Annotated in this window: 27 protein-coding genes; 25 read left to right on the top strand and 2 right to left on the bottom strand. The window is 38.7% G+C overall.

Annotated features, from left to right (window positions below; translation table 11 throughout):
• Positions 1-458: 458 nt before the first annotated feature.
• The 10 genes from rho (at position 459) to NSS74_RS23045 (ending at position 9564) form a co-directional block, all read left to right on the top strand.
• Positions 459-1730 carry a transcription termination factor Rho gene (gene rho, locus NSS74_RS23090; protein ID WP_002016308.1) on the top strand — a complete coding sequence of 424 codons (1272 nt, stop codon included), beginning with the start codon at positions 459-461 and terminating at the stop codon, positions 1728-1730.
• A 690-nt stretch (positions 1731-2420) separates the two neighbouring features.
• Complete coding sequence (locus NSS74_RS23085; protein WP_000643447.1) at positions 2421-2666, top strand: type B 50S ribosomal protein L31; 246 nt, start codon at positions 2421-2423, stop codon at positions 2664-2666.
• A 110-nt stretch (positions 2667-2776) separates the two neighbouring features.
• Positions 2777-3361: a thymidine kinase gene (locus NSS74_RS23080; protein WP_002016305.1), complete on the top strand. Its 585-nt coding sequence runs from the start codon at positions 2777-2779 to the stop codon at positions 3359-3361.
• A 229-nt stretch (positions 3362-3590) separates the two neighbouring features.
• Complete coding sequence (gene prfA, locus NSS74_RS23075) at positions 3591-4658, top strand: peptide chain release factor 1 (RefSeq protein ID WP_002139009.1); 1068 nt, start codon at positions 3591-3593, stop codon at positions 4656-4658.
• Positions 4658-5509 carry a peptide chain release factor N(5)-glutamine methyltransferase gene (prmC, locus tag NSS74_RS23070; protein WP_002143879.1) on the top strand — a complete coding sequence of 284 codons (852 nt, stop codon included), beginning with the start codon at positions 4658-4660 and terminating at the stop codon, positions 5507-5509. The genes prfA and prmC overlap by 1 nt, the downstream gene beginning before the upstream one ends.
• Before the next feature lie 400 nt (positions 5510-5909).
• Positions 5910-6770, top strand: coding sequence for a stage II sporulation protein R (spoIIR, locus tag NSS74_RS23065; protein WP_002130069.1), 861 nt, complete (start codon positions 5910-5912; stop codon positions 6768-6770).
• Between the two features lie 49 nt (positions 6771-6819).
• Entirely contained in the window at positions 6820-7278 is a 459-nt protein-coding gene (locus NSS74_RS23060) for a mechanosensitive ion channel protein (RefSeq protein ID WP_002034898.1), read from the top strand.
• Between the two features lie 108 nt (positions 7279-7386).
• Complete coding sequence (locus NSS74_RS23055) at positions 7387-8427, top strand: L-threonylcarbamoyladenylate synthase (protein WP_002016299.1); 1041 nt, start codon at positions 7387-7389, stop codon at positions 8425-8427.
• Positions 8428-8504: 77 nt separating this feature from the next.
• On the top strand, positions 8505-9053 hold the full coding sequence (locus NSS74_RS23050) for a manganese efflux pump MntP (protein ID WP_002016298.1): 549 nt from the start codon (positions 8505-8507) through the stop codon (positions 9051-9053).
• Positions 9054-9285: 232 nt separating this feature from the next.
• Positions 9286-9564, top strand: a complete 279-nt coding sequence (locus tag NSS74_RS23045; RefSeq protein ID WP_002034899.1) for a DUF3935 domain-containing protein — start codon at positions 9286-9288, stop codon at positions 9562-9564.
• Between the two features lie 439 nt (positions 9565-10003).
• Here the strand turns inward: NSS74_RS23045 and NSS74_RS23040 are convergent, their stop codons facing one another.
• Positions 10004-10615, bottom strand: coding sequence for a flavin reductase family protein (locus tag NSS74_RS23040; protein ID WP_002034901.1), 612 nt, complete (start codon positions 10613-10615; stop codon positions 10004-10006).
• Positions 10616-10782: 167 nt separating this feature from the next.
• Positions 10783-11169, bottom strand: a complete 387-nt coding sequence (locus NSS74_RS23035) for a DoxX family protein (protein WP_002068579.1) — start codon at positions 11167-11169, stop codon at positions 10783-10785.
• A gap of 387 nt (positions 11170-11556) precedes the next feature.
• On the opposite strand from NSS74_RS23035, the gene NSS74_RS23030 reads away from it, so the two are divergent.
• From NSS74_RS23030 to atpG, 15 genes are all read left to right on the top strand, one after another.
• Positions 11557-12054 carry a PTS sugar transporter subunit IIA gene (locus tag NSS74_RS23030; RefSeq protein ID WP_002016294.1) on the top strand — a complete coding sequence of 166 codons (498 nt, stop codon included), beginning with the start codon at positions 11557-11559 and terminating at the stop codon, positions 12052-12054.
• 311 nt (positions 12055-12365) lie between these two features.
• A complete protein-coding gene (locus NSS74_RS23025; protein WP_002143871.1) occupies positions 12366-12806 on the top strand; it encodes a low molecular weight protein arginine phosphatase in 441 nt (146 codons plus the stop codon).
• 96 nt (positions 12807-12902) lie between these two features.
• Positions 12903-13346, top strand: a complete 444-nt coding sequence (gene rpiB / locus NSS74_RS23020) for a ribose 5-phosphate isomerase B (protein WP_000869917.1) — start codon at positions 12903-12905, stop codon at positions 13344-13346.
• Positions 13347-13412: 66 nt separating this feature from the next.
• Entirely contained in the window at positions 13413-13985 is a 573-nt protein-coding gene (locus tag NSS74_RS23015; protein ID WP_002143870.1) for a TIGR01440 family protein, read from the top strand.
• 253 nt (positions 13986-14238) lie between these two features.
• A complete protein-coding gene (glyA, locus tag NSS74_RS23010; protein ID WP_002143868.1) occupies positions 14239-15480 on the top strand; it encodes a serine hydroxymethyltransferase in 1242 nt (413 codons plus the stop codon).
• A 272-nt stretch (positions 15481-15752) separates the two neighbouring features.
• Positions 15753-16382, top strand: a complete 630-nt coding sequence (gene upp, locus NSS74_RS23005; protein WP_000517533.1) for a uracil phosphoribosyltransferase — start codon at positions 15753-15755, stop codon at positions 16380-16382.
• A 375-nt stretch (positions 16383-16757) separates the two neighbouring features.
• On the top strand, positions 16758-16871 hold the full coding sequence (locus NSS74_RS23000) for a DUF4024 domain-containing protein (RefSeq protein ID WP_000232963.1): 114 nt from the start codon (positions 16758-16760) through the stop codon (positions 16869-16871).
• Positions 16872-16897: 26 nt separating this feature from the next.
• Entirely contained in the window at positions 16898-17122 is a 225-nt protein-coding gene (locus NSS74_RS22995) for an AtpZ/AtpI family protein (protein WP_002089742.1), read from the top strand.
• Positions 17122-17514: an ATP synthase subunit I gene (locus NSS74_RS22990; protein ID WP_002016288.1), complete on the top strand. Its 393-nt coding sequence runs from the start codon at positions 17122-17124 to the stop codon at positions 17512-17514. Before NSS74_RS22995 ends, NSS74_RS22990 begins: the two co-directional genes overlap by 1 nt.
• Positions 17515-17521: 7 nt before the next feature.
• On the top strand, positions 17522-18241 hold the full coding sequence (gene atpB / locus NSS74_RS22985) for a F0F1 ATP synthase subunit A (protein ID WP_000399874.1): 720 nt from the start codon (positions 17522-17524) through the stop codon (positions 18239-18241).
• 56 nt (positions 18242-18297) lie between these two features.
• Positions 18298-18516, top strand: coding sequence for a F0F1 ATP synthase subunit C (atpE, locus tag NSS74_RS22980; RefSeq protein ID WP_000052064.1), 219 nt, complete (start codon positions 18298-18300; stop codon positions 18514-18516).
• Positions 18517-18645: 129 nt separating this feature from the next.
• Positions 18646-19152, top strand: coding sequence for a F0F1 ATP synthase subunit B (gene atpF / locus NSS74_RS22975; protein WP_002016287.1), 507 nt, complete (start codon positions 18646-18648; stop codon positions 19150-19152).
• Entirely contained in the window at positions 19149-19691 is a 543-nt protein-coding gene (atpH, locus tag NSS74_RS22970; RefSeq protein WP_002130060.1) for a F0F1 ATP synthase subunit delta, read from the top strand. Before atpF ends, atpH begins: the two co-directional genes overlap by 4 nt.
• Positions 19692-19702: 11 nt before the next feature.
• Complete coding sequence (atpA, locus tag NSS74_RS22965) at positions 19703-21211, top strand: F0F1 ATP synthase subunit alpha (protein ID WP_002016284.1); 1509 nt, start codon at positions 19703-19705, stop codon at positions 21209-21211.
• Positions 21212-21416: 205 nt separating this feature from the next.
• Positions 21417-22277, top strand: a complete 861-nt coding sequence (atpG, locus tag NSS74_RS22960) for a F0F1 ATP synthase subunit gamma (protein WP_012262046.1) — start codon at positions 21417-21419, stop codon at positions 22275-22277.
• The last annotated feature ends 195 nt before the right edge of the window (positions 22278-22472 follow it).

Here is a 22472-nt window from a genome sequence, read left to right as displayed (position 1 = left end):
ACGTAGAGGCGCTTTTTGCCTCGCAGGAAGAAGTGAAGCCACCGACCATTCTAGCTGCTGAAGCTGGATTAAATAAAAAGTGCAAGCGGCTCGTTCAGAATCGCAGGGCACTTCAAACTCCTGACGAAGAGGCGCTTTTTGCCTCACAGGAAGGGGTGAAATGACCGGAGATTCTAGCCGCTGGAACTGGATTAAATAAAAGCAGAAATGCCTTATCTATTCTGCCTTAAAATCAGGTGAGTAGAAAAAAGAAAGAAATATGAAAAGGCGAAGACAAATTTTCTTGTCTTCGCTTCTTGTATTTGTGTTTCAACGTATTGATTAAAACTAGATAAAAGGGTTACAATAGTGAATATTATCCTACTTGAACTTATTGCCTTTCATTATTATTTATTTGCCTTCCGTATTTTTCCCTTTACCCATGTGAAAAGAGAATAAAGTTAAAGTGTGGTGTCTGAATGAATTTGTCAATTGCAGCATTAGAAAACATGAAATTAAAAGAGTTATACGAGCTTGCGAAGGAATTTAAGATTTCGTATTACAGCAAGTTAACGAAAAAAGAGCTAATCTTCTCTATCTTAAAAGCTCGAGCAGAAAAAGAAGGTTTCTTTTTCATGGAAGGCGTATTAGAAATTATTCAATCAGAAGGATTTGGATTCTTACGTCCTATCAATTATTCTCCAAGCTCAGAAGATATTTATATCTCGGCTTCGCAAATTCGTCGTTTCGATTTACGTAATGGAGATAAGGTTTCTGGTAAAGTACGACCTCCGAAAGAAAATGAGCGCTATTTTGGATTGCTACAAGTTGAAGCTGTAAATGGAGATGATCCAGACTCAGCAAAAGAGCGTGTACATTTCCCTGCATTAACACCGTTATACCCAGATCGCCAAATGAAATTGGAGACGGAAACGAAAAAGTTACCGACACGCATCATGGATTTAATCGCACCAGTTGGATTTGGACAACGTGGTTTAATTGTTGCGCCTCCAAAGGCTGGTAAAACAAGTCTGTTAAAAGAAATTGCACACAGTGTCACAACAAATCATCCGGAAGCAGAATTAATTGTACTTTTAATTGATGAGCGTCCAGAGGAAGTAACAGATATTGAACGTTCTGTTAAAGGTGATGTTGTAAGTTCTACTTTTGATGAAGTGCCAGAGAATCATATTAAAGTAGCGGAGCTTGTATTAGAGCGTGCAATGCGTCTTGTAGAACATAAAAGGGACGTTGTCATTTTAATGGATAGTATTACCCGTTTAGCGCGTGCTTACAACCTTGTTATTCCGCCAAGTGGTAGAACCTTATCGGGTGGTATTGATCCTGCTGCTTTTCATAGACCGAAGCGTTTCTTTGGGGCTGCGCGTAATATCGAAGAGGGCGGTAGCCTAACGATTTTAGCAACAGCGCTTGTTGATACAGGGTCTCGTATGGATGATGTAATTTACGAGGAGTTTAAAGGAACTGGAAATATGGAACTTCACTTAGATCGCTCATTAGCTGAGCGCCGTATCTTCCCAGCGATTGATATTCGTCGCTCTGGTACGCGTAAAGAAGACCTATTAATTCCGAAAGAACATTTAGACAAGCTGTGGGGTATTCGTAAAACAATGCGTGATACACCAGACTTTGTTGAAGGCTTCTTACGTAAACTTCGTCAAACAAAGACAAATGAAGAATTTTTACAAAACATTGTTGCAGACTCAAAAAGGTATGTAACCACTAAGTAAAGGGAAGAGATGGGGACTCGCTTATTTCGTAGTAAGCGAGTTTTTTATGTTTTTAAGGGAATATTAGAGAGTAATATATGGAAAAAATTTGTTTTTTAAGATGGAAATCATATTTGGATTGAGAGCTTGAAGTGCCCTACGATTCTGGGCGAGCCGCTTGCGCTTTAAGGTGTATCTAGTTCCATCTCCAGCGGCTAGAATGGTCGGTGGCTTCGCGTCTTCCTACGAGGCAAAAAGCGCCTCTACGTCAGAAGCTCCATCCCCCTCTCATTCTGAACGAGCAGCTTGTGCTTTTAGGTATATCCAGCTCCAGCGGCTAGAATTTCCGGCCATTTCGCTCTCTCGGTCGAAGCAAAAAGCGCTTCAAGGTCGAGAGCTTGAAGTGACCTGGATTTTGAACGAGCAGCTTGTGCTTTTAGGTATATCCAGCTCCAGCGGCTAGAATCTCCGGCCATTTCGCTCTCTCGGTCGAAGCAAAAAGCGCTTCTTGGTCGAGAGCTTGAAGTGACCTGGATTCTGAACGAGCCGCTTGTGCTTTTAATTTTTAAAAAGACAAAAACAGGTAGTTGCAAAATGGAGTTAGCCTTGTTATAATTTCATCATATGTGTTTCATCAATATAGTTGTGTAAGCAGCTGAAGATGAAAAACTCTGTTTCGAAAATGATTCAGGGCGGAAGGAGATGAAAAGAATGAAAGCAGGAATCCATCCAAATTACAATAAAGTTGTATTTATGGACACGAACACTGGCTTCAAATTCTTAAGCGGGTCTACAAAAGGCTCTAGCGAAACTGTTGAGTGGGAAGATGGTAACACTTATCCATTACTAAAAATTGAGATCAGTTCTGATTCTCACCCATTCTACACTGGACGTCAGAAGTTTGCTACTGCAGACGGACGTGTTGACCGCTTCAATAAGAAATACGGCATCAAGTAATAAAGAACATAAAACAGGCAAGTGTATGTATTCGCTTGTCTGTTTTTTTTGCGAAAATATTAAACCTTTACCCTACTTTGGATTAGGAAAGTAGATGAAAGGAGAGCTCAATGTACTTAATGAATCAAAATGGTTGGATTGAAGTGATTTGCGGGAGTATGTTTTCTGGGAAATCAGAAGAGCTCATCCGCCGTATACGCCGTACACAATTTGCGAAACAACATGCGATTGTATTTAAACCATGTATTGATAATCGTTATAGTGAAGAAGATGTTGTATCACATAATGGATTAAAGGTTAAAGCAGTTCCTGTTTCAGCTTCAAAAGATATATTTAACCATGTAACAGAAGAAATGGATGTTATTGCAATCGATGAGGTACAATTTTTTGATGGGGACATTGTGGAAGTGGTGCAAGTATTGGCAAATCGTGGCTATCGTGTCATTGTAGCTGGATTAGACCAAGATTTCCGTGGTCTACCATTTGGACAAGTTCCTCAGCTGATGGCGATTGCTGAACATGTAACTAAATTGCAGGCAGTTTGTTCTGAATGTGGATCTCCTGCAAGTCGTACGCAACGTTTAATCGATGGAGAACCAGCGGCATTTGATGATCCAATTATTTTAGTTGGGGCTTCAGAATCGTATGAACCACGTTGTCGTCATTGTCATGCAGTACCTACAAAACAAAGATAAGTGAAACTCGCTATGTAGAGCGGGTTTTTTTCGAAAATAGATGAAGATTGGTGGCAAGAATCTCCGGCCATTTCACTCTCTCGCTCGAAGCAAAAGCGCTTCAAGGCCGAGAGTTCCAATGTCCTGCGATTCTGAACAAGCCACTTGCGCTTTTAAATATAATTTGCGTTTTTTTGATTAAGTACCATATACTATTTGTATTAGATACTAGGATGTAGAGGTGAATGGTGTGTTAGATCGTTTGCAAGCTGTAGAAAATCGTTATGAGAAGTTGAATGAATTGTTAAGTGACCCAGAGGTTATTAGCGATACAAATAAGCTTCGTGAGTATTCAAAAGAGCAATCTGATATTCAGGACACGGTAGAGGTGTACCGTGAGTATAAAGATGTTCGTGAGCAATTACGAGATGCAAAAGCAATGTTAGAAGATAAGTTAGACGCTGATATGCGTGATATGGTAAAAGAAGAGGTTTCTGAATTAGAAGGACAAGAGAAAACATTATCAGAACGTCTGAAAATTTTACTTGTTCCAAAAGACCCTAATGATGATAAAAACGTTATCGTTGAGGTTCGTGGCGCTGCTGGTGGTGACGAGGCAGCTTTATTTGCTGGTGATTTATATCGTATGTATAGCCGTTATGCTGAGGTGCAAGGTTGGAAAACTGAAATTATCGAAGCGAGCTATACAGAGTTAGGTGGATATAAAGAGATTATCTTTATGATTAATGGTAAAGGTGCTTTCGCGAAGCTGAAATTCGAGAATGGTGCTCACCGTGTACAACGTGTTCCTGAAACGGAATCTGGTGGACGTATTCATACATCTACAGCAACTGTAGCTGTACTACCAGAGGCAGAAGAAGTAGAAATTAATATTCATGAAAAAGATGTTCGTGTTGATACGTTTGCTTCTAGTGGTCCTGGTGGACAAAGCGTTAATACAACGATGTCAGCGGTACGTTTAACACATTTACCGACTGGTGTAGTTGTATCTTGTCAGGATGAGAAATCACAAATTAAGAATAAAGAAAAAGCGATGAAAGTATTACGCGCACGTGTTTATGATAAATTTAGACAAGAAGCGCAAGCTGAGTATGATCAAAACCGTAAACAAGCTGTTGGTACGGGAGATCGTTCAGAGCGTATTCGTACGTATAACTTCCCGCAAAACCGTGTTACAGACCATCGAATCGGTTTAACGATTCAAAAGCTAGATCAAATCCTACAAGGTAAGTTAGATGATTTCATCAATGCCTTAGTGATGGAAGATCAGGCGCAAAAGATGGAGGCAGCTGAGTAATGCGTGTCTATGAAGCCCTGAAATGGGCTTCTTCTTTTTTACAGGAAAATGGACGAGATGAAAATGCGGGAGAAATTGTCCTTTGTCATGTATTAAAGACAAACAGAACCGGAATGCTCATGAATATGCGTGAAGAAATAACTGCGGAACAAGAGAAAAGTTTTGCAGAATTTATCCACAACCATGTAGAAGGTATTCCGATCCAATATATGCTCGGTTATGAAATGTTTTATGGCCGATCATTCTTTGTAAATGAAGAGGTATTGATACCAAGACCGGAAACAGAGGAACTTATAGTTGGAGTGCTAGAGAGAATTGAGCGCCATTTCGGTAATGAGGAGCTTCACATAGCGGATATTGGAACAGGTAGTGGAGCGATTTCTATTACGCTCGCTTTAGAAAATAAAAATCTTCATGTGTATACAGTAGATATCGCACAGGAGTCGATTGAAGTTGCAAAAGAAAATGCAAAAACTTTAGGGGCGGATGTAACTTTCTATCACGGCGATTTACTGTCTCCGTTTTATGAAACAGGTCAGAAGTTAGATGTTGTTGTTTCCAATCCTCCGTACATACCAGAGGAAGATTGGCGTGGTCTTTCTACTGTTGTGAAGGAGCATGAGCCGAAGCGTGCGCTTGTTGGTGGTGAAGATGGACTAGATTTCTATCGTCGTTTTATGGAAGAATTGCCGAATGTATTACAGAAAAAGGCGATTGTGGCGTTTGAAATTGGTGTAGGGCAAGGTGAAGATGTGAAAGCATTATTACAGCAAACTTTCCCGCGCGCTCAAGTTGAAGTTGTATTTGATATTAATGGAAAAGATCGCATGGTATTTGCAGAGATGGAGTAAGGCATAAGCCTTACTCTATTTTTTGTATGAAAAATTCGTAACTACTCAGCCATACATTTTATTTAGAATTTTGGTAAGGGGTATTATTCCAGAGAAAATACGCCTCTTATTACCTATAGAAAGTTATTTTCATTTTTCAGCATATAGATTGCTGCCACGAAGATAAAAATGGACATACACTTTGCTAGCTTTCTTTGTTTTAAAACTTTGCGCGTGGCAGGAAAAGGCCCTGACCGCTCCTGTACATAGCCAGTCCCTCTCGTCTATTTAAAAAAATGTTTTTCTGTCGGTTTTTCATAGAGTGGCTGATTAGTTACAAAAATTCATATAGATTTCGAATTTAATAGTTTAGAAAGATGAAAGTCTGTCCACACTGTTTCTAGAGGGGACGGTGGAGGAAATGAAAAAACAAGTTATTGCTTACTTTCTTTTATTATTAATTGGTGCACAGTTACTTGTGCAGTTTGGATATATGAAAGCTGATGCAAAAGGGCCTACTGTTATTCCGAAAGAGGCCGTTCGATTACGTATTTTAGCTAATAGTGATTCCGATAAAGATCAGGCGTTAAAGCGTAAAGTACGCGATGAAGTAAAAGCGCAAATTGATGGATGGGTAGCGGATTTAACGTCATTTGAAGAAGCTCGAAAAGTAATTCAAAATCATATTCCTGAAATTGAAAAGACAGTGGCAAATACACTGAAAAGAGAAGGAAGTAAAGAGGCGTTTCAAGTGAAATTCGGTAAGAATGTGAAGTTTCCTACAAAGGTATATGGGAATTTTATTTATCCGGCAGGAGAATATGAAGCGGTACTTATTACAATTGGAAAAGGTGAAGGTGCAAACTGGTGGTGTGTATTATTTCCACCGATGTGTTTCTTAGATTTTTCAAGTGGTACAGCTGTAAGGAAAGAAGAACATGTTGTGAAAGCTGAATCTCCTGAAGAGGAGCAGGTGAGACAACTAGATGAGGAAGTAGTGGATGTACCGGAGAAGAAAGAGGATAAGGTGAAAGAAAAGAAAGTAGTAAAGCCGGAAAAAGCTGAAAAAGTAACAGCACAGGAAAAGAAAGTAGTAAAACACGAAACACAAGTAGAAGAACAGCCTGTAAAAAAAGTAGAAACAAAAACTGTGGAAAAAGTGGAGAAACCTGTGGAGCAAAAACAAGAAAAGCAAAATGAATATGTAACAGTAGAAGAGGAAGAGAAACCAGAGGTTAAATTATTTATCGTCGAAGCTTTTACATCTTTATTCTCTAAATAGTGCTATTAATAAATCCTTCCTCATATATATCAATGAGGAGGGATTTACTATGAAGAACGTGTATTTTGCTACGAAAGCAGATGTAGAAAGATTACATTCTTTTTTCGGACAAGCTAATAAAAAAGATGATAAAATAAATGAGTTGTACGCACAATTTATGATCTTGGAAGAGGCGGGAGAAATACGAGCGGTAATTGGATATGAACAAAGTGGAGAAAATGCACTTATCCGTTCTTGTTTATTCACACCTAATGTGGATAAACAGACTTTCTTATATTTTTTCGAGATGTTTTTGCAGTATATGAAAGAAAAAGATATTCGACAATTGTACTTACTCACAAATCATCCACAATCTGTGACCATCTTTCAGTTTTTTAACTTTGTCATTGTAGAGAAAGAGGAAGTGCCAGAGGAAATTCGACAGTTAGAACACTTTTGTAAAAATATAAAAGAGCTAAATGCAATAATACTAAATTGTCAGCTATTCACAAAGTTATCCACGGATTAACAAGGTTTATCCACATTTTGTGGATAAACCTTGTTTGTCTTTTGGATAAATCTCATAGTAAACTAAAAATAGACAAGTATTTCATGGTAGAAAAGGACGTGGGAAAAAATGCATACAAATATGTGGGTTGTGGATAATGTTGTGGAAAGAAAAAAATATTATCCACAATTAAAAGAAGCAGCGAGATTATTAAGAGAAAATGAAGCGGTGGCCTTCCCAACGGAAACGGTATATGGGTTAGGAGCAAACGCAATGGATGATGAAGCGATAGCGAAAATTTTTGAAGCGAAAGGGAGGCCGAGCGATAATCCACTGATTGTCCACATAGGAACAAAATCTCAGTTAGATGGTATCGTAAGAGAAATTCCGCCGGTTGCAGAAAAGTTAATGGAGCATTTTTGGCCAGGACCATTAACAATCATTTTACCGAGAAAAAAAGGGATTTCAGAGAGGGTTACGGCAGGACTTAATACAGTCGGAGTGAGGATGCCAGATCATCCAGTAGCGCTCGCCCTTATTGAAGAGGCAAACGTGCCTGTTGCAGCACCGAGTGCGAATCGTTCAGGACGCCCAAGTCCAACGTTAGCTTCTCATGTGTATGAAGATTTAAATGGGAAAATTGCTGGTATTGTTGATGGCGGGGCAACAGGAGTAGGCGTTGAATCAACTGTAATTGATTGTACGAGCGAGGTTCCGACGATTTTACGTCCAGGTGGGATTACGAAGGAGCAATTAGAGGCCGTGATAGGAAATGTTTCTTTAGATCCAGCTTTAAAGGATGAGAAAGAAAAACCAAAATCACCTGGAATGAAATATACACATTATGCACCGAAAGCGCCACTTAGTATTGTTGAAGGGTCCCGTGAGTTTATTCAACGTATTGTGGATGAGAAAAAGAAAGAAGGATTTAAAGTAGGTGTATTAACGACAGAAGAGTATCAGCATGTGTATAGTGCAGATGTTGTATTGTCTTGTGGTGTGCGAAGCGATTTAGCCAGCGTTGCGACTAAGTTATATGATGTGCTTAGAACGTTTGATGCAAGTGAAGTAGATGTTATTTTTAGTGAATCATTCCCGAATGAAGGCATAGGAAATGCAATTATGAATCGTTTAACAAAAGCTGCGGGACATCAGATTATTATTGAATGATAATGTACCTTTAGCAAACAGAATATTTCTCCTCGGATAAGCATATTGTGAAGTAGCACGTCCGAGGGGGGATATGAATGACACTTGAACAATTAATACCTTTAATAATTATGGCATTTGCCCTGGGGATGGATGCATTTTCAGTGAGCCTCGGTATGGGGATGGTAACATTAAAGTTAAGACAAATCCTTTATATAGGTATGACGATTGGGATATTTCATATTATTATGCCATTTATCGGAATGGTACTAGGACGTTTTCTATCAGAGAGGTATGGGGATGTCGCAAATTTTGCAGGAGCTATTTTATTAATTGGGCTAGGGTTCTATATCGTATATTCGTCTATTTTAGAAGGGGAAGAGACTAGAACTGCTCCAATTGGAATTAGTTTATTTGTATTTGCATTTGGTGTCAGTATAGATAGTTTTTCAGTAGGTCTTAGTCTTGGAATTTACGGAGCAGAGACAATTATTACGATATTATTGTTCGGACTAATAAGTATGTTACTGGCTTGGATGGGTTTATTGCTTGGTAGCCATGCCAAAAATATACTTGGCACATACGGTGAAATAGTAGGTGGTATTATTCTTGTTGGGTTTGGATTGTATCTCCTTTTTCCTATATAATTTTATGTAGGAGGGAATTATGAACAAGCTATTGGAATGGTATGTTAAGCTTTTAACCTTCTTTCCTCGATGGCTAAGAAGACTTATAATATTGGGGGTTATTTTGCAAATTTCGATGTTAGGTTGGATTAAGTTAATTCGTGAATGGTGAGATAGTTCCTTTCTGTGCATAGTTTCGTTTGTACTATATTAATCACACTAAAAAATTACAAATATAGAAAGGATGAGATGAATGACGAGATTGAAGCAAGTTTTTGGTATTATTATTAGTTTTTTTGTTTTTTGGTTCAGTATGCTCGGTGTACAAATGTTTGCTGAGTTTTTAGATATTGAGTCATTGAAGTTTGTTGCAGGAAAATCGGAGGCGGCGCGTACTTTTTATTCTCCGTACCCGTTTTTAATTGTTTTCCTTATTACGTTACTTTCCTTATATTTCTTTGTAATAAAGCTTGGTAGATCTAAAAAAGAGAAATTCCCGGCATTAGAGGAGAAGAACGAAGAATTACGATAAAAAATCCCCCGCTTTCAGCGGGGGGTTTATGTTTGAGTGATGAAGCAGGAGCTTTTCGGTGGTAGCCAGTTCCAGTGGCCAGCTTCACCTCCTAGGCCCTTGAGTCTAAGAACCTTCCCCACGAGAAGATAAAAAGCATCTTCTGTGAGGAAGAACCTTAGCCACCGGGCCTGGGCAGTCGGTTCCGCTTTTAAATGTATCCAGCTCCAGCGGCTAGAATTGTCGGTGGCTTCGCGCCTTCCTGCGAGGCAAAAAGCGCCTCGCAGGAAGGAGCTCCATCCCCCTCTCATTCTGAGCGAGCCGCTTCCGCCTTTAGGGTGTGATATCCAGTTCCGGCGACTAGCTCTTCGCATCTAAGAACCTTCCGCCCGAAAGGCAAAAAGCGCCTTTAGGACGAAAGAACCTTAGCTGGTCAGAGCTGAACGAGTCGCCTCCACTTTTAGATAGGCCTCACTAATTCAAATTGTTCTCCTAGTTTTGCGTAGTTGTGTCCTGCTAGGCGGCTTATTGGTTTTAGTTCTTCGGCGTGAATTCGGCCGTTTTCGTATAAGTGTTCAGCGACGTGAAAGCGAACGACGCGGCCGATTAGTAGGTCACAAGCTGGCGAGTCTTCGGTTCCGCCGAGTGGGATAGCGCGTTCTAATATGCACTCCATTCGAATGTTTGCTTCTTTAACCCCTGGTACTGAAATGACATCACTGTCAATCGGTGTTAGTTTTGCTAATTCGATTTCACTTTCATTAGGAGGTAGGTTCGCTGCTGTTTCGTTGATCGCTTCTACGTAAGATTCATCAGAAATATGTACGACAAATTCCCCTTTTTCTATTGCGTTTCTGGAAGTGTCTTTCGGTTTTCCTTCTTTGCGTTGTACTGAAACTGAGATAAGTGGTGGATTGGCAGCGACGATATTGAAATAACTATATGGCGCACCGTTCAATACGCCATCTTTAGTTACAGAAGTAACGAATGCAACAGGACGTGGAATGATACTTCCTGTTAGTAATTTGTAATTATCTTTTTCAGTTTGTTCGTTTGGATTAATGGATAACATGTTGTAATCCCCTTTCTAAATATGAATACTTATTGTTCCTTTACAAGATATCAATGGGAATCTCCTGCTGAAAATAATATTTTTTTGATGATGTAAAAAAAAGAGATTACCTCGATTGTACTGAAGTAATCTCTTTTTTGGTAAATATCTTGAAATAGAGATAAATATTAAAGTAAAACGTAAGCGCCAGGTCCAATTAAAGCTACACCGATAGCGACAGCGATTAACATTAAATTATATTCGAATCCGTTTTGTGTTACCCAGTAACCATTTTTTCCGTGAACTGTGAAAATTGCTACTAACATTGTTCCTACGATAAATAATGAACCAACTACAGTGAAAATACCTGCTGCGAATAAGAAACCACCTAATAGTTCAGTTGCGCCAGCCATAAATGCCATAAATACACCAGGACGTAAGCCGATTGACTCCATCCAGCCGCCAGTTCCCTTTAAGCCGTAACCGCCGAACCAACCAAATAATTTTTGAGCACCATGACCCATGAATGTAATTCCTATAATAAGACGAATAATAAGAAGACCGATATCCATCATTTTAAAAAACCTCCTAAAAGTTATTAACTTACCTTATGTAAGTAATAATAAAATAGTTACTTACTTTAGTCAAGTGGATTTCAACAAAAATTTGAAAGGAATTTTACAAATTAACAACAAAAAATAAAATGTAGTAAAGACCTCTAGACAAGTAAGTGAAAAAAAGAGAAAATATAAGTAGAAGTTAACTTCTCATTGTTATTCAGACAATCAGAATTGACTGGAATTTTGTGAAGCGCTACAATAAGAGTCTAGTAGTAATGACATGATTTATTTCGAAAGAGTTTTTACAGTATAACATTCGAAGTATGAAGTCTTACGTGTATTTCGATCTTGAATAGAGATTGCCCTATAAACTTTTAGGTAAATTATAAGGAGGACTATCCTATGTTTAAAAAATTATTCGGTTTTGGTTCAAAAACAAATGAAGAAACAATCGTAGCTCCATTAACTGGAGCAGTGAAAAATATTGAAGAAGTACCAGATCCAGTATTCGCTGGTCGTATGATGGGTGACGGTGTTGCGATCGATCCTACTGAAGGTGTAGTTGTATCTCCAGTTGATGGTGAAATCGTACAATTATTCCACACGAAACATGCTATTGGAATTAAAGCGAAAAACGGTACAGAAATTTTAATCCACGTTGGATTAGAAACTGTAAAAATGGAAGGTGAAGGTTTCGAAGCTCACGTTTCTGAAGGACAAGCTGTAAAAGCTGGAGATAAATTAATCTCATTCGACTTAGAATTAATTCGTGAAAAAGCGAAAAGCACAATTACTCCAATCGTTATTACAAACACAGATGCAGCTGAGTCTATTAAGACAACTGTAGGTGTAACAGCTACAAAAGGTTCAACAGAAGTAATGAAAGTTACAATGAAATAATTATTTGATAGAAGGAATCCGTTTCATATGAAATGGATTCCTTATTTTGTTTCGTAGTGTGTTCATTATGTATGGTAAAATACTTTGGGCACTTGGAAATAGGGTTTCATATATGTGGATAAGGCGCATTTTTCTTAGAAAAAATATAAGAGAAATGCGCCTTTCGTATGCTCACATTTCTTTTGTTCTATTCTAATGTACGCTATGATAAAGTGAAACTTTAATCAGTGGAGGGTGTTCATCCCCCGCTGATTATTAGCCTTCACCAATCGGGATAAATGTAGGAAACAGAAAAAAAGGGGTGGGTTTAGATGAAACGGGTGTTATTTGTTTGCACTGGAAATACATGCCGTAGTCCGATGGCTGAGGCTTTGCTTCGTCATTATGGAGAAGGTAAATTTGAAGTGCAATCTGCTGGTGTTTTCGCCTATCCTGGAAGCGATGTGTCGATACATGCAAAGGAAGCTTTAGCTGAAAAAGGAATTGTAATCGATCATGCCGCGCAGCAGGTAAACGATACTTTGGTTGATTGGGCGGATATTGTAGTAACAATGACGGAAAACCATAAGCAAATTGTACTTGGGTATTATCCGAGCGTGGAAAAGAAATTGGATACATTATATGGATTAACTAAGGGTATAAGTAAGGATATTTCAGATCCATTTGGCGGATCGCTTTCTATTTATAAAGAAACGTTAGAAGAGATGGAAAAACTTGTACAAACTTTACTGAAAAAGCATTCAGAAGGTTGATGTTTCGTGTATAATACGATATTGGAGATCACTTTGTTCCATTAAGGTAGCGAGTGTGAAATGAAGATAATTGATTGAAACTTCGGAGGGGTAAAAATGAAAGTAGTAGTAGCATCTGATCACGGCGGTATGAATATCCGTAAAGAACTTGTAAGTTTATTAGAAGAGTTAAATATTGAATATATTGATTTAGGTTGTGAATGTGAAGCTGGTTCTGTTGATTACCCTGATTTTGCGTTTCCAGCAGCAGAAATGGTCGCGAATGGTGAAGTGGATCGTGGTATTTTAGTTTGCGGGACAGGCATTGGTATGTCAATCGCAGCAAACAAAGTAAATGGTATTCGTTGTGCATTAGTTCATGATACTTTCAGTGCGAAAGCGACGAGAGAGCATAATGACACTAACATGTTAGCGATGGGCGAGCGTGTAATTGGAGCTGGTCTAGCGCGTGATATCGCGAAAATTTGGCTAACAACTGACTATGAAGGTGGCCGTCACGAAAACCGAGTAGGAAAAATTAAAACGTACGAAACAAAGTAATAGATTCTAACTATAAGTAGTATGAAATATAATTTGGTGAACCAACCTGTGAAAGGAAGAGGCGTAATGACAGAAATCGTAAAGGTAAGAGAACAGCTACAAATGTCGCTTTCTGATTTCCAAGAACAAGCCACGCTGCAAAGTGGTCAAATTTTTGTAGTGGGGTGTAGCACGAGCGAAGTGCTAGGTGAAAGAATTGGAACATCAGGAACGATGGAAGTGGCAGAGGCGATTTTTTCTGAGTTAAAACAATTTCAAGAGAGAACAGGTATTGAATTGGCGTTTCAATGTTGTGAGCATTTAAATCGTGCTTTAGTAGTTGAGAGAGATGTAGCGATGAAATATCAATTTGAAATTGTAACAGTTACGCCTGTTAGATCAGCAGGTGGTGCATTAGCGACGTATGCGTATCACAATTTTAAAGATCCGGTAGTAATTGAGTTTATTAAAGCAGATGCAGGAATGGATATCGGCGATACATTTATCGGTATGCATTTAAAGCATGTAGCTGTACCGGTTCGTACAAGTGTGAAGGAAATAGGAAGTGCGCATGTAACGATGGCGAAAACACGTGGGAAACTAATAGGTGGAGCACGTGCCGTTTATTCGGCAAATGAAGAAGCTATTCCTTGCCGTTAAACATGAAAAATTATAAAGTCTTATAACAGCTGTATATCGAAAGGTAAAAGGTATGTGGTCTGACTTTATAATAGAAGAAAGAAAAGACCAATTTTGGTCTTTTTTTTTCTTTTATGATATAGAAAGTCATGTTAGAATGTAGTTGAAAACATGAAGGTTCGAAAGAATTACAACCTGAATTTTCGTTTTTTCTGAATAAATGAGAAAAAACTATTGGGAATTGATGTAATTCGTTCAGAAAAGGGGGATTTTGGTGAATCATTTAAAACGTCAAGATGAAAAGGTATTTGCTGCAATTGAGGCAGAACTAGGAAGACAGCGTTCAAAGATCGAGTTAATTGCTTCGGAAAACTTCGTAAGTGAAGCAGTAATGGAGGCGCAAGGTTCTGTTCTAACGAATAAGTATGCTGAAGGATATCCTGGAAAACGTTACTATGGTGGTTGTGAACACGTAGACGTAGTAGAAGATATCGCACGTGATCGCGCGAAAGAAATTTTTGGCGCAGAGCATGTAAATGTTCAACCACATTCTGGTGCACAAGCGAACATGGCAGTATACTTTACGATTTTAGAGCAAGGCGATACAGTACTTGGTATGAATTTATCTCATGGTGGTCACTTAACACACGGAAGCCCTGTTAACTTCAGTGGAGTACAATATAATTTCGTAGAATATGGCGTGGATGCTGAATCTCACCGTATTAATTACGATGATGTATTAGCAAAAGCGAAAGAACATAAACCAAAATTAATCGTTGCAGGTGCAAGTGCATATCCTCGTGTTATCGATTTCAAACGATTCCGTGAGATTGCAGATGAAGTGGGTGCATACTTTATGGTTGATATGGCACATATCGCTGGTTTAGTAGCTGCTGGTTTACATCCAAACCCAGTACCACATGCACATTTCGTTACAACGACAACACATAAAACATTACGTGGCCCACGTGGCGGTATGATTTTATGTGAAGAGCAATTTGCAAAACAAATTGATAAATCAATCTTCCCTGGTATTCAAGGTGGCCCACTTATGCACGTAATTGCTGCAAAAGCTGTTGCATTTGGTGAGACACTACAAGATGAGTTTAAAACATATGCACAACATATCATTAATAATGCGAACCGCTTAGCTGAAGGCCTTCAAAAGGAAGGACTTACACTTGTTTCTGGTGGAACAGACAATCATTTAATCTTAATTGATGTTCGTAACTTGGAAATTACAGGTAAAGTAGCAGAGCACGTATTAGATGAAGTTGGTATTACAGTGAACAAAAATACAATTCCGTTTGAAACAGCAAGCCCATTTGTAACAAGCGGCGTACGTATCGGTACAGCAGCTGTAACATCTCGTGGTTTCGGTTTAGAAGAAATGGATGAAATTGCGGCACTTATTGCTTATACATTAAAAAATCATGAGAATGAAGTTGCATTAGAAGAAGCAAGTAAGCGTGTAGAAGCGTTAACGAGCAAATTCTCAATGTATACAGATCTATAATAGATTGAAAAAGACTGCTGAAACGTAATTGTTTTGGCAGTCTTTTTTGTGGACATATATTATTTTTAAAGTATGTATACAAATGATGAATAAATTTTGGCGATATAATGAAGGATACAGCTCCCATAATTGGTAAAGATACTAGATAGATTCATCGCAAAATCATGATTTTGCCAAATTTGCCCTTGAATATTAGTAGCGTTTTCTTTACAATCGTAAATAGTGTAAAGAAGCGTGTAAACGCATGAATATCATCTAAAGGAGAGATTCACATGGGAAAACTGTATGTATTTGATCACCCGTTAATTCAACATAAGATTACATATATTCGCGATAAGAATACAGGTACGAAAGATTTTCGTGAATTAGTGGACGAAGTAGCAAGCTTAATGGCTTTCGAGATTACTCGTGACCTTCCACTTGAAGACATTGAAATTGAAACGCCTGTAAGCAAAGCGACAACAAAAGTGATCGCTGGTAAAAAACTTGGTTTAATTCCGATTTTACGTGCAGGTTTAGGAATGGTTGATGGAATTCTGAAATTAATTCCAGCAGCAAAAGTAGGACACGTTGGTTTATACCGTGACCCTAAAACATTGCAACCGGTAGAATACTATGTGAAACTTCCAACGGATGTAGAAGAGCGTGACTTTATCGTACTAGATCCGATGCTAGCAACAGGTGGTTCTGCGGCTGAAGCAATTAATTCTCTGAAAAAGCGCGGTGCAAAGCAAATTAAATTAATGTGTATCGTAGCTGCTCCAGAAGGAGTAAAAGTAGTGCAGGAAGAGCATCCTGATGTTGATATTTATGTAGCGGCATTAGATGAGAAGTTAAATGACCATGGTTATGTAGTTCCAGGTCTTGGTGATGCTGGTGACCGTTTATTCGGAACGAAGTAAGACAACAGACGAGAGGGGGATTCCCCGCTCGTTTTTTTTTCGCCCTCAGCGCACGGGGGAGGGGGAGATAAATATACAGGGTATATACAACATAAGTTATATACACATCACATATAATATAGAAGTCTTACGTCTCGGGGACACTATATTATGGAAGGAAAGCGCTATATCTTAAAAATATAATAGTGACAAACTTGTGAACATTTTCTTCTATTATAAAGAGAAAACTGTTAGAAATTGCATATCTCTAACCAGTATTTAGAAGGGGAACGTTTTCATTTTTGGGAGGAAATGCCTAATACTCAAATTTTTTGATTTTTTACGATTTCTCGTTGACACTGTTAATACCCTATTGTATGCTAACAACGGGGATAGATGGTAGGGCTTTCAGTGACAAAAATGCATCTATTCCGTGACGAAAATGTAAACTTTTTATTTTGTATAGAATTTATGCAGAAAAATGAGTTATTATTAACACATCGTGAATGAGGGTTACATATTGGAGGGATGAATCCTTGCAAAAAAACGATCGCAGCCATATAAAAGCGTATGCTTTAATGTCAGGAATACTTGCTCAGTTAGTTGGTTCTATTCTTATCGGAATCTTTGGTGGGCAATGGATTGATAATAAGGTTGGAACGTTTCCGTTGTTTCTTATTATAGGGTTATTACTCGGGTTAGGAACAGGGGTATACGCAATGATTCGACTCATTCAACATTACTATTCGGGAGAGCAATGATGATAGACGTACATGGACTTGTCCAACGACAAAAGAAATATATGTACTACTTGCTTGCGCTTCTAGTGCTAGGATGGGGAATTACCTCTTACAAGGATGTATTTCTTGGACTGATTATCGGAACGATTTTCAGTTTTCTTAGTTTGCGCATCATTGCACGTAGAACAGACAAGCTATTAGATCGCGTAACAAATGGAGAAAACGTGAAGTTTAAGGCGACAGCGGTAAGTACATATTCAAGATTCGCCACGATTGGGTTATTAATTTTATTTGCAGCCAAATATCAAGAGTTAATTGCGATGTGGGGCTTAGGTGTAGGATTGCTGACAGGATACCTTGTCATGATCATAGATTTTCTTTATTTAGAGTATACGAGCAGGGAAGAGAGGTGAATTACTAGTGGAACACGGTAAATTAGTTGAATTTCTAGGTTTAACGTTCGATTTGTCATCAGTTATGATGGTTACTGTAGCAGCAGTTATTGTTTTCTTAATCGCTGTTATCGGAACTCGCAGCTTAGCGCTTCGCCCAACCGGGATGCAAAATTTCATGGAATGGGTGTTTGACTTCGTGAAAGGGATTATCAATAGTACGATGGATTGGAAAACAGGTGGACGTTTCTTAACGCTTGGCGTTACGCTCATCATGTTTATCATCGTATCGAACTTCCTTGGTTTACCATTCATGTATTCAACAGTTGAGGCTGGCGAACATATTGCATGGTGGAGATCACCAACGTCTGATCCAGCAGTTGCATTAACATTAGCCGTGATGGTAGTTACCCTCACCCATTATTATGGAATTAAGATGAAGGGTACGAAAGAATATGTTAAAGGTTATTTCCAACCTATGAAATTCTTATTCCCATTAAAGGTTATTGAGGAGTTTGCTAACACATTAACGTTAGGTCTTCGTTTATTTGGTAACATTTACGCAGGTGAAATCTTATTAGGATTACTTGCTAAGTTAGGTGGGGCATCATTCTTAGGAGCATTAGGTGCACTTGTACCGATGTTAGCATGGATGGGATTCAGCGTATTCGTTGGTTCAATCCAGTCATTTATTTTCGTAATGTTAACGATGGTTTATATGGCTCATAAAGTAAGCCATGACCATTAATATAATTTAAGTAAGAAAAAATTTATTTTTTTATAATACAAAGGAGGACAAATTAAATGAGTTTAGGTGTAATCGCAGCTGCAATTGCAATTGGTTTATCAGCATTAGGTGCAGGTATTGGTAACGGTCTTATCGTATCACGTACAATCGAAGGTGTTGCTCGTCAACCAGAATTAAAAGGCGCACTTCAAACAATTATGTTCATCGGGGTTGCATTAGTTGAGGCACTTCCAATTATCGGTGTAGTTATTGCTTTCATCGTAATGAACAAATAAGGGAGACTCCCCTTACATAGATGGCGAAGAGTGTTTTTCCGAACTTTCTTCGCCATTGCTTTATGAACGAAACGTATGTCTTTTTTTTTCATATGATCAATTTAGATATTTTGAAGGGAGTGAATCCTTGTGCCAACTTTATTATTAGGGGCTTCCATTCCATTTGGAACGATTGCTTATACATTGTTCATTTTCTTACTTCTATTAGTAATGCTACGCAAATTCGCGTGGGGTCCTTTAATGGGAATTATGAAAGAACGTGAAGAGCATGTTACTAATGAAATCGACGCTGCAGAAAGAAGTAATGCTGAAGCGAAGAAATTAGTAGAAGAACAACGTGAAATGTTAAAACAATCGCGTGTTGAAGCACAAGAGTTAATCGAAAGAGCGAAGAAACAAGCTGTAGATCAAAAGGATGTTATTGTTGCTGCTGCGAAAGAAGAAGCAGAATCAATTAAAACATCTGCTGTACAAGAAATTCAACGCGAAAAAGAGCAAGCGATTGCTGCTTTACAAGAACAAGTTGCTTCTTTATCTGTTCATATTGCTTCTAAAGTAATTGAAAAAGAATTAAAAGAAGAAGATCAAGTGAAGTTAATTCGCGATTATATTAAAGAAGTAGGAGAAGCGCGATGAGCAATGGGATTGTAGCAAAACGTTATGCTGTCGCTCTTTTCAAAATTGCAAAAGAAAAACACGTATTAGAAATGTTTGAAGAGGAATTACGCCTTGTACAAAACGTTTTTACAAAGAACGGAGAACTACATAGCTTTTTAACGCAACCGAACATTTCAAAAGAGCAGAAGAAAACGTTTCTTGCAAACGTATTCGCATCTGTTTCTGAATCTATTTTAAATACGTTATATATTTTAATTGATAACAAGCGTATTGATATCCTACCTGAAATTGCAAATGAATATGTTGTTCTTGCTAATGAAGAACGTAACGTAGCGGATGCAACTGTATATTCTATTCGTCTTCTATCGGAAGAAGAAAAACTTAACATTGCAGAAGCATTTGCAAAAAAAACAGGAAAAGATGCAATTCGCGTGAAAAATGTTGTGGATGAAGATTTACTAGGCGGCATTAAAGTACGTATTGGAAATCGCATTTACGACGGAAGCTTACAAGGAAAATTAGCACGTATTCAGCGTGAATTAATGAAGAATAGATAGGGGTGAAGCACATGAGCATCAGAGCTGAAGAAATTAGCGCACTGATAAAGCAACAAATCGAGAACTATCAGTCTGAAATCGAAGTTAGTGATGTTGGTACAGTTATCCAAGTCGGTGACGGTATTGCGCGTGCTCATGGTCTTGATAACGTTATGGCTGGTGAACTTGTAGAGTTCTCTAATGGCGTTATGGGACTAGCACAAAACTTAGAGGAAAACAACGTAGGTATCATTATTTTAGGACCTTACACAGAAATCCGTGAAGGTGACGAAGTTCGTCGTACTGGTCGCATCATGCAAGTACCAGTAGGAAAAGAACTAATCGGTCGTGTTGTAAACCCATTAGGTCAACCAGTTGATGGTTTAGGCCCAATCAATACAACAAACACTCGTCCAATCGAAAGTCCAGCACCAGGTGTAATGGATCGTAAATCTGTTCATGAGCCACTTCAAACAGGTATTAAAGCAATCGATGCTCTTGTACCAATTGGCCGTGGTCAACGTGAGTTAATCATCGGTGACCGCCAAACAGGTAAAACAGCAGTTGCACTTGATACGATCATTAACCAAAAAGATGAAGATATGATTTGTATCTATGTAGCTATCGGACAAAAAGAATCAACAGTACGTAACGTAGTAGAAACACTACGTAAGCACGGTGCATTAGATTACACAATCGTTGTAACTGCATCAGCTTCTCAACCAGCTCCATTATTATACCTAGCTCCTTACGCTGGTGTAACAATGGGTGAAGAGTTCATGTACAATGGTAAACACGTATTAGTAGTATATGATGACTTATCAAAACAAGCAGCGGCTTACCGTGAGCTTTCATTACTATTACGTCGTCCTCCAGGTCGTGAAGCATATCCAGGGGATGTATTCTACTTACATTCTCGCTTATTAGAGCGTGCAGCAAAATTAAGTGATGCAAGAGGCGGCGGTTCTTTAACTGCACTACCTTTCATCGAAACACAAGCAGGGGACGTATCAGCTTACATCCCAACAAACGTAATTTCTATTACGGATGGACAAATCTTCTTACAATCTGACCTATTCTTCTCTGGCGTACGTCCAGCAATCGATGCGGGTACTTCTGTATCTCGTGTAGGTGGATCAGCTCAGATTAAAGCGATGAGTAAAGTATCAGGTACACTTCGTCTTGACCTTGCATCTTATCGTGAGTTAGAAGCGTTCGCTCAGTTCGGTTCTGACCTTGATAAAGCAACACAAGCGAAATTAAACCGTGGTGCTCGTACAGTTGAGGTATTAAAACAAGGATTACACAAACCGTTACGTGTAGAGAAACAAGTTATCATTCTTTACGCTTTAACACGTGGATTCCTAGATGATATCCCAGTAGTAGATATCACTCGTTTCGAAGAAGAATTCCATGCTTGGTTAGATTCAAATGCAACTGACTTATTAAGCGAAATTCGCACAACTAAGAAACTTGCGGATGACGACAAATTTGCAGCAGCAATTAACGGATTTAAAAAAGTATTCGTAGCTTCTGAATAATAATTAAAAGTGAAGTCGACTGTGGCTTAGCTAGATCATATAAAAGGCATCTCAGCTTTTGAGATTGCTGACGGTTATGTAAAGGAAAAGAGTAGGTGCACCTATTCTTTTCCTTCAATCATGAGCAAGAATATCTTGCAACGTAGATTAGGAAGAGGATTCTTACTAATCGTGCCAACTTCCGGAAAAAAGGTGGTGAAAACCTGTGGCATCTTTACGCGATATAAAAGCGAAGATTAACTCGACAAAGAAAACGAGTCAAATTACGAAAGCGATGGAGATGGTATCTGCATCTAAGTTAAACCGTGCAGAACAAAATGCTAAATCTTTCGTTCCGTATATGGAAAAGATTCAAGAAGTAGTAGCGAGCATTGCGCAAGGAAGTAAAGGGATTAATCATCCAATGCTAAATTCGCGTCCTGTAAAGCGTACAGGGTACATCGTTATTACATCTGATCGCGGACTAGCAGGTGGTTATAACAGTAACGTATTACGTACAGTAAGTAACGTAATTCGTGAACGTCATAATATGGATTCAAACCAATATTCAATTATTGTGCTTGGACGACTAGGACGTGATTATTTAAAACGTCGCGGCTTTAACATCATTGATGAAGTAGTTGGATTATCTGACCACCCATCATTTACTGATATTAAAGATATTGCTTCTCGAGCAATTGCGATGTTCGCAGATGGTGCTTATGATGAGCTGTATATTTACTACAATCATTATGTAAGTAAAATTTCACAAGAAGTAACGGAAAATAAAATTTTACCGCTTACGGATGTGGCGTCTGATAAACCGACGACAGCTTATGAATTCGAACCTTCTGAAGAAGAAATTTTAAAAGTATTATTGCCACAATACGCAGAAAGCTTAGTGTACGGTGCATTACTAGACGGTAAAGCAAGTGAGCACGCGGCGCGTATGACAGCAATGAAGAGTGCTACAGACAACGCAATGGAAGTTATCGATTCACTTACACTTTCATTCAACCGTGCGCGTCAAGCAGCGATTACGCAAGAAATTACGGAAATCGTTGGTGGAGTAGCAGCGTTAGAATAGTATTAAAAAGCGTAGGCGGTTCGTTCAGAATGAGAGGGGGATGGAGCTTTTGACGTAGAGGCGATTTGTGCCTCGCAGGAAAAAGCGAAGCCACCGAACATTCTAACCGCTGGAGCTAGATTCAATAAAAAGCGGAAGCGGTTCGTCCAGAACAGGAGAGTCGCATAAGCTATAAACTAATAAAAATTAAAAGCC

This window comes from Bacillus sp. FSL E2-8868 (genome assembly GCF_038005505.1).
Lineage (GTDB): Bacteria > Bacillota > Bacilli > Bacillales > Bacillaceae_G > Bacillus_A > Bacillus_A mycoides.
This window is presented reverse-complemented; position numbering and strand designations above follow the sequence as displayed.

Coding starts and splice junctions, on each gene's coding strand:
- NSS74_RS23035 (WP_002068579.1), bottom strand. CDS start 11,169: ATGATGGATATCGGTCTTCTTATTATTCGTCTTATTATAGGAATTACA.
- NSS74_RS23015 (WP_002143870.1), top strand. CDS start 13,413: ATGACAGAAATCGTAAAGGTAAGAGAACAGCTACAAATGTCGCTTTCT.
- NSS74_RS22990 (WP_002016288.1), top strand. CDS start 17,122: ATGATAGACGTACATGGACTTGTCCAACGACAAAAGAAATATATGTAC.
- spoIIR (WP_002130069.1), top strand. CDS start 5,910: ATGAAAAAACAAGTTATTGCTTACTTTCTTTTATTATTAATTGGTGCA.
- rpiB (WP_000869917.1), top strand. CDS start 12,903: ATGAAAGTAGTAGTAGCATCTGATCACGGCGGTATGAATATCCGTAAA.
- NSS74_RS23050 (WP_002016298.1), top strand. CDS start 8,505: ATGACACTTGAACAATTAATACCTTTAATAATTATGGCATTTGCCCTG.
- prmC (WP_002143879.1), top strand. CDS start 4,658: ATGCGTGTCTATGAAGCCCTGAAATGGGCTTCTTCTTTTTTACAGGAA.
- upp (WP_000517533.1), top strand. CDS start 15,753: ATGGGAAAACTGTATGTATTTGATCACCCGTTAATTCAACATAAGATT.
- NSS74_RS23055 (WP_002016299.1), top strand. CDS start 7,387: ATGCATACAAATATGTGGGTTGTGGATAATGTTGTGGAAAGAAAAAAA.
- NSS74_RS23060 (WP_002034898.1), top strand. CDS start 6,820: ATGAAGAACGTGTATTTTGCTACGAAAGCAGATGTAGAAAGATTACAT.
- atpH (WP_002130060.1), top strand. CDS start 19,149: ATGAGCAATGGGATTGTAGCAAAACGTTATGCTGTCGCTCTTTTCAAA.
- NSS74_RS23040 (WP_002034901.1), bottom strand. CDS start 10,615: ATGTTATCCATTAATCCAAACGAACAAACTGAAAAAGATAATTACAAA.
- NSS74_RS23080 (WP_002016305.1), top strand. CDS start 2,777: ATGTACTTAATGAATCAAAATGGTTGGATTGAAGTGATTTGCGGGAGT.
- atpA (WP_002016284.1), top strand. CDS start 19,703: ATGAGCATCAGAGCTGAAGAAATTAGCGCACTGATAAAGCAACAAATC.
- rho (WP_002016308.1), top strand. CDS start 459: ATGAATTTGTCAATTGCAGCATTAGAAAACATGAAATTAAAAGAGTTA.
- NSS74_RS23030 (WP_002016294.1), top strand. CDS start 11,557: ATGTTTAAAAAATTATTCGGTTTTGGTTCAAAAACAAATGAAGAAACA.
- NSS74_RS23045 (WP_002034899.1), top strand. CDS start 9,286: ATGACGAGATTGAAGCAAGTTTTTGGTATTATTATTAGTTTTTTTGTT.
- NSS74_RS23025 (WP_002143871.1), top strand. CDS start 12,366: ATGAAACGGGTGTTATTTGTTTGCACTGGAAATACATGCCGTAGTCCG.
- NSS74_RS23000 (WP_000232963.1), top strand. CDS start 16,758: ATGGTAGGGCTTTCAGTGACAAAAATGCATCTATTCCGTGACGAAAAT.
- atpE (WP_000052064.1), top strand. CDS start 18,298: ATGAGTTTAGGTGTAATCGCAGCTGCAATTGCAATTGGTTTATCAGCA.
- NSS74_RS23085 (WP_000643447.1), top strand. CDS start 2,421: ATGAAAGCAGGAATCCATCCAAATTACAATAAAGTTGTATTTATGGAC.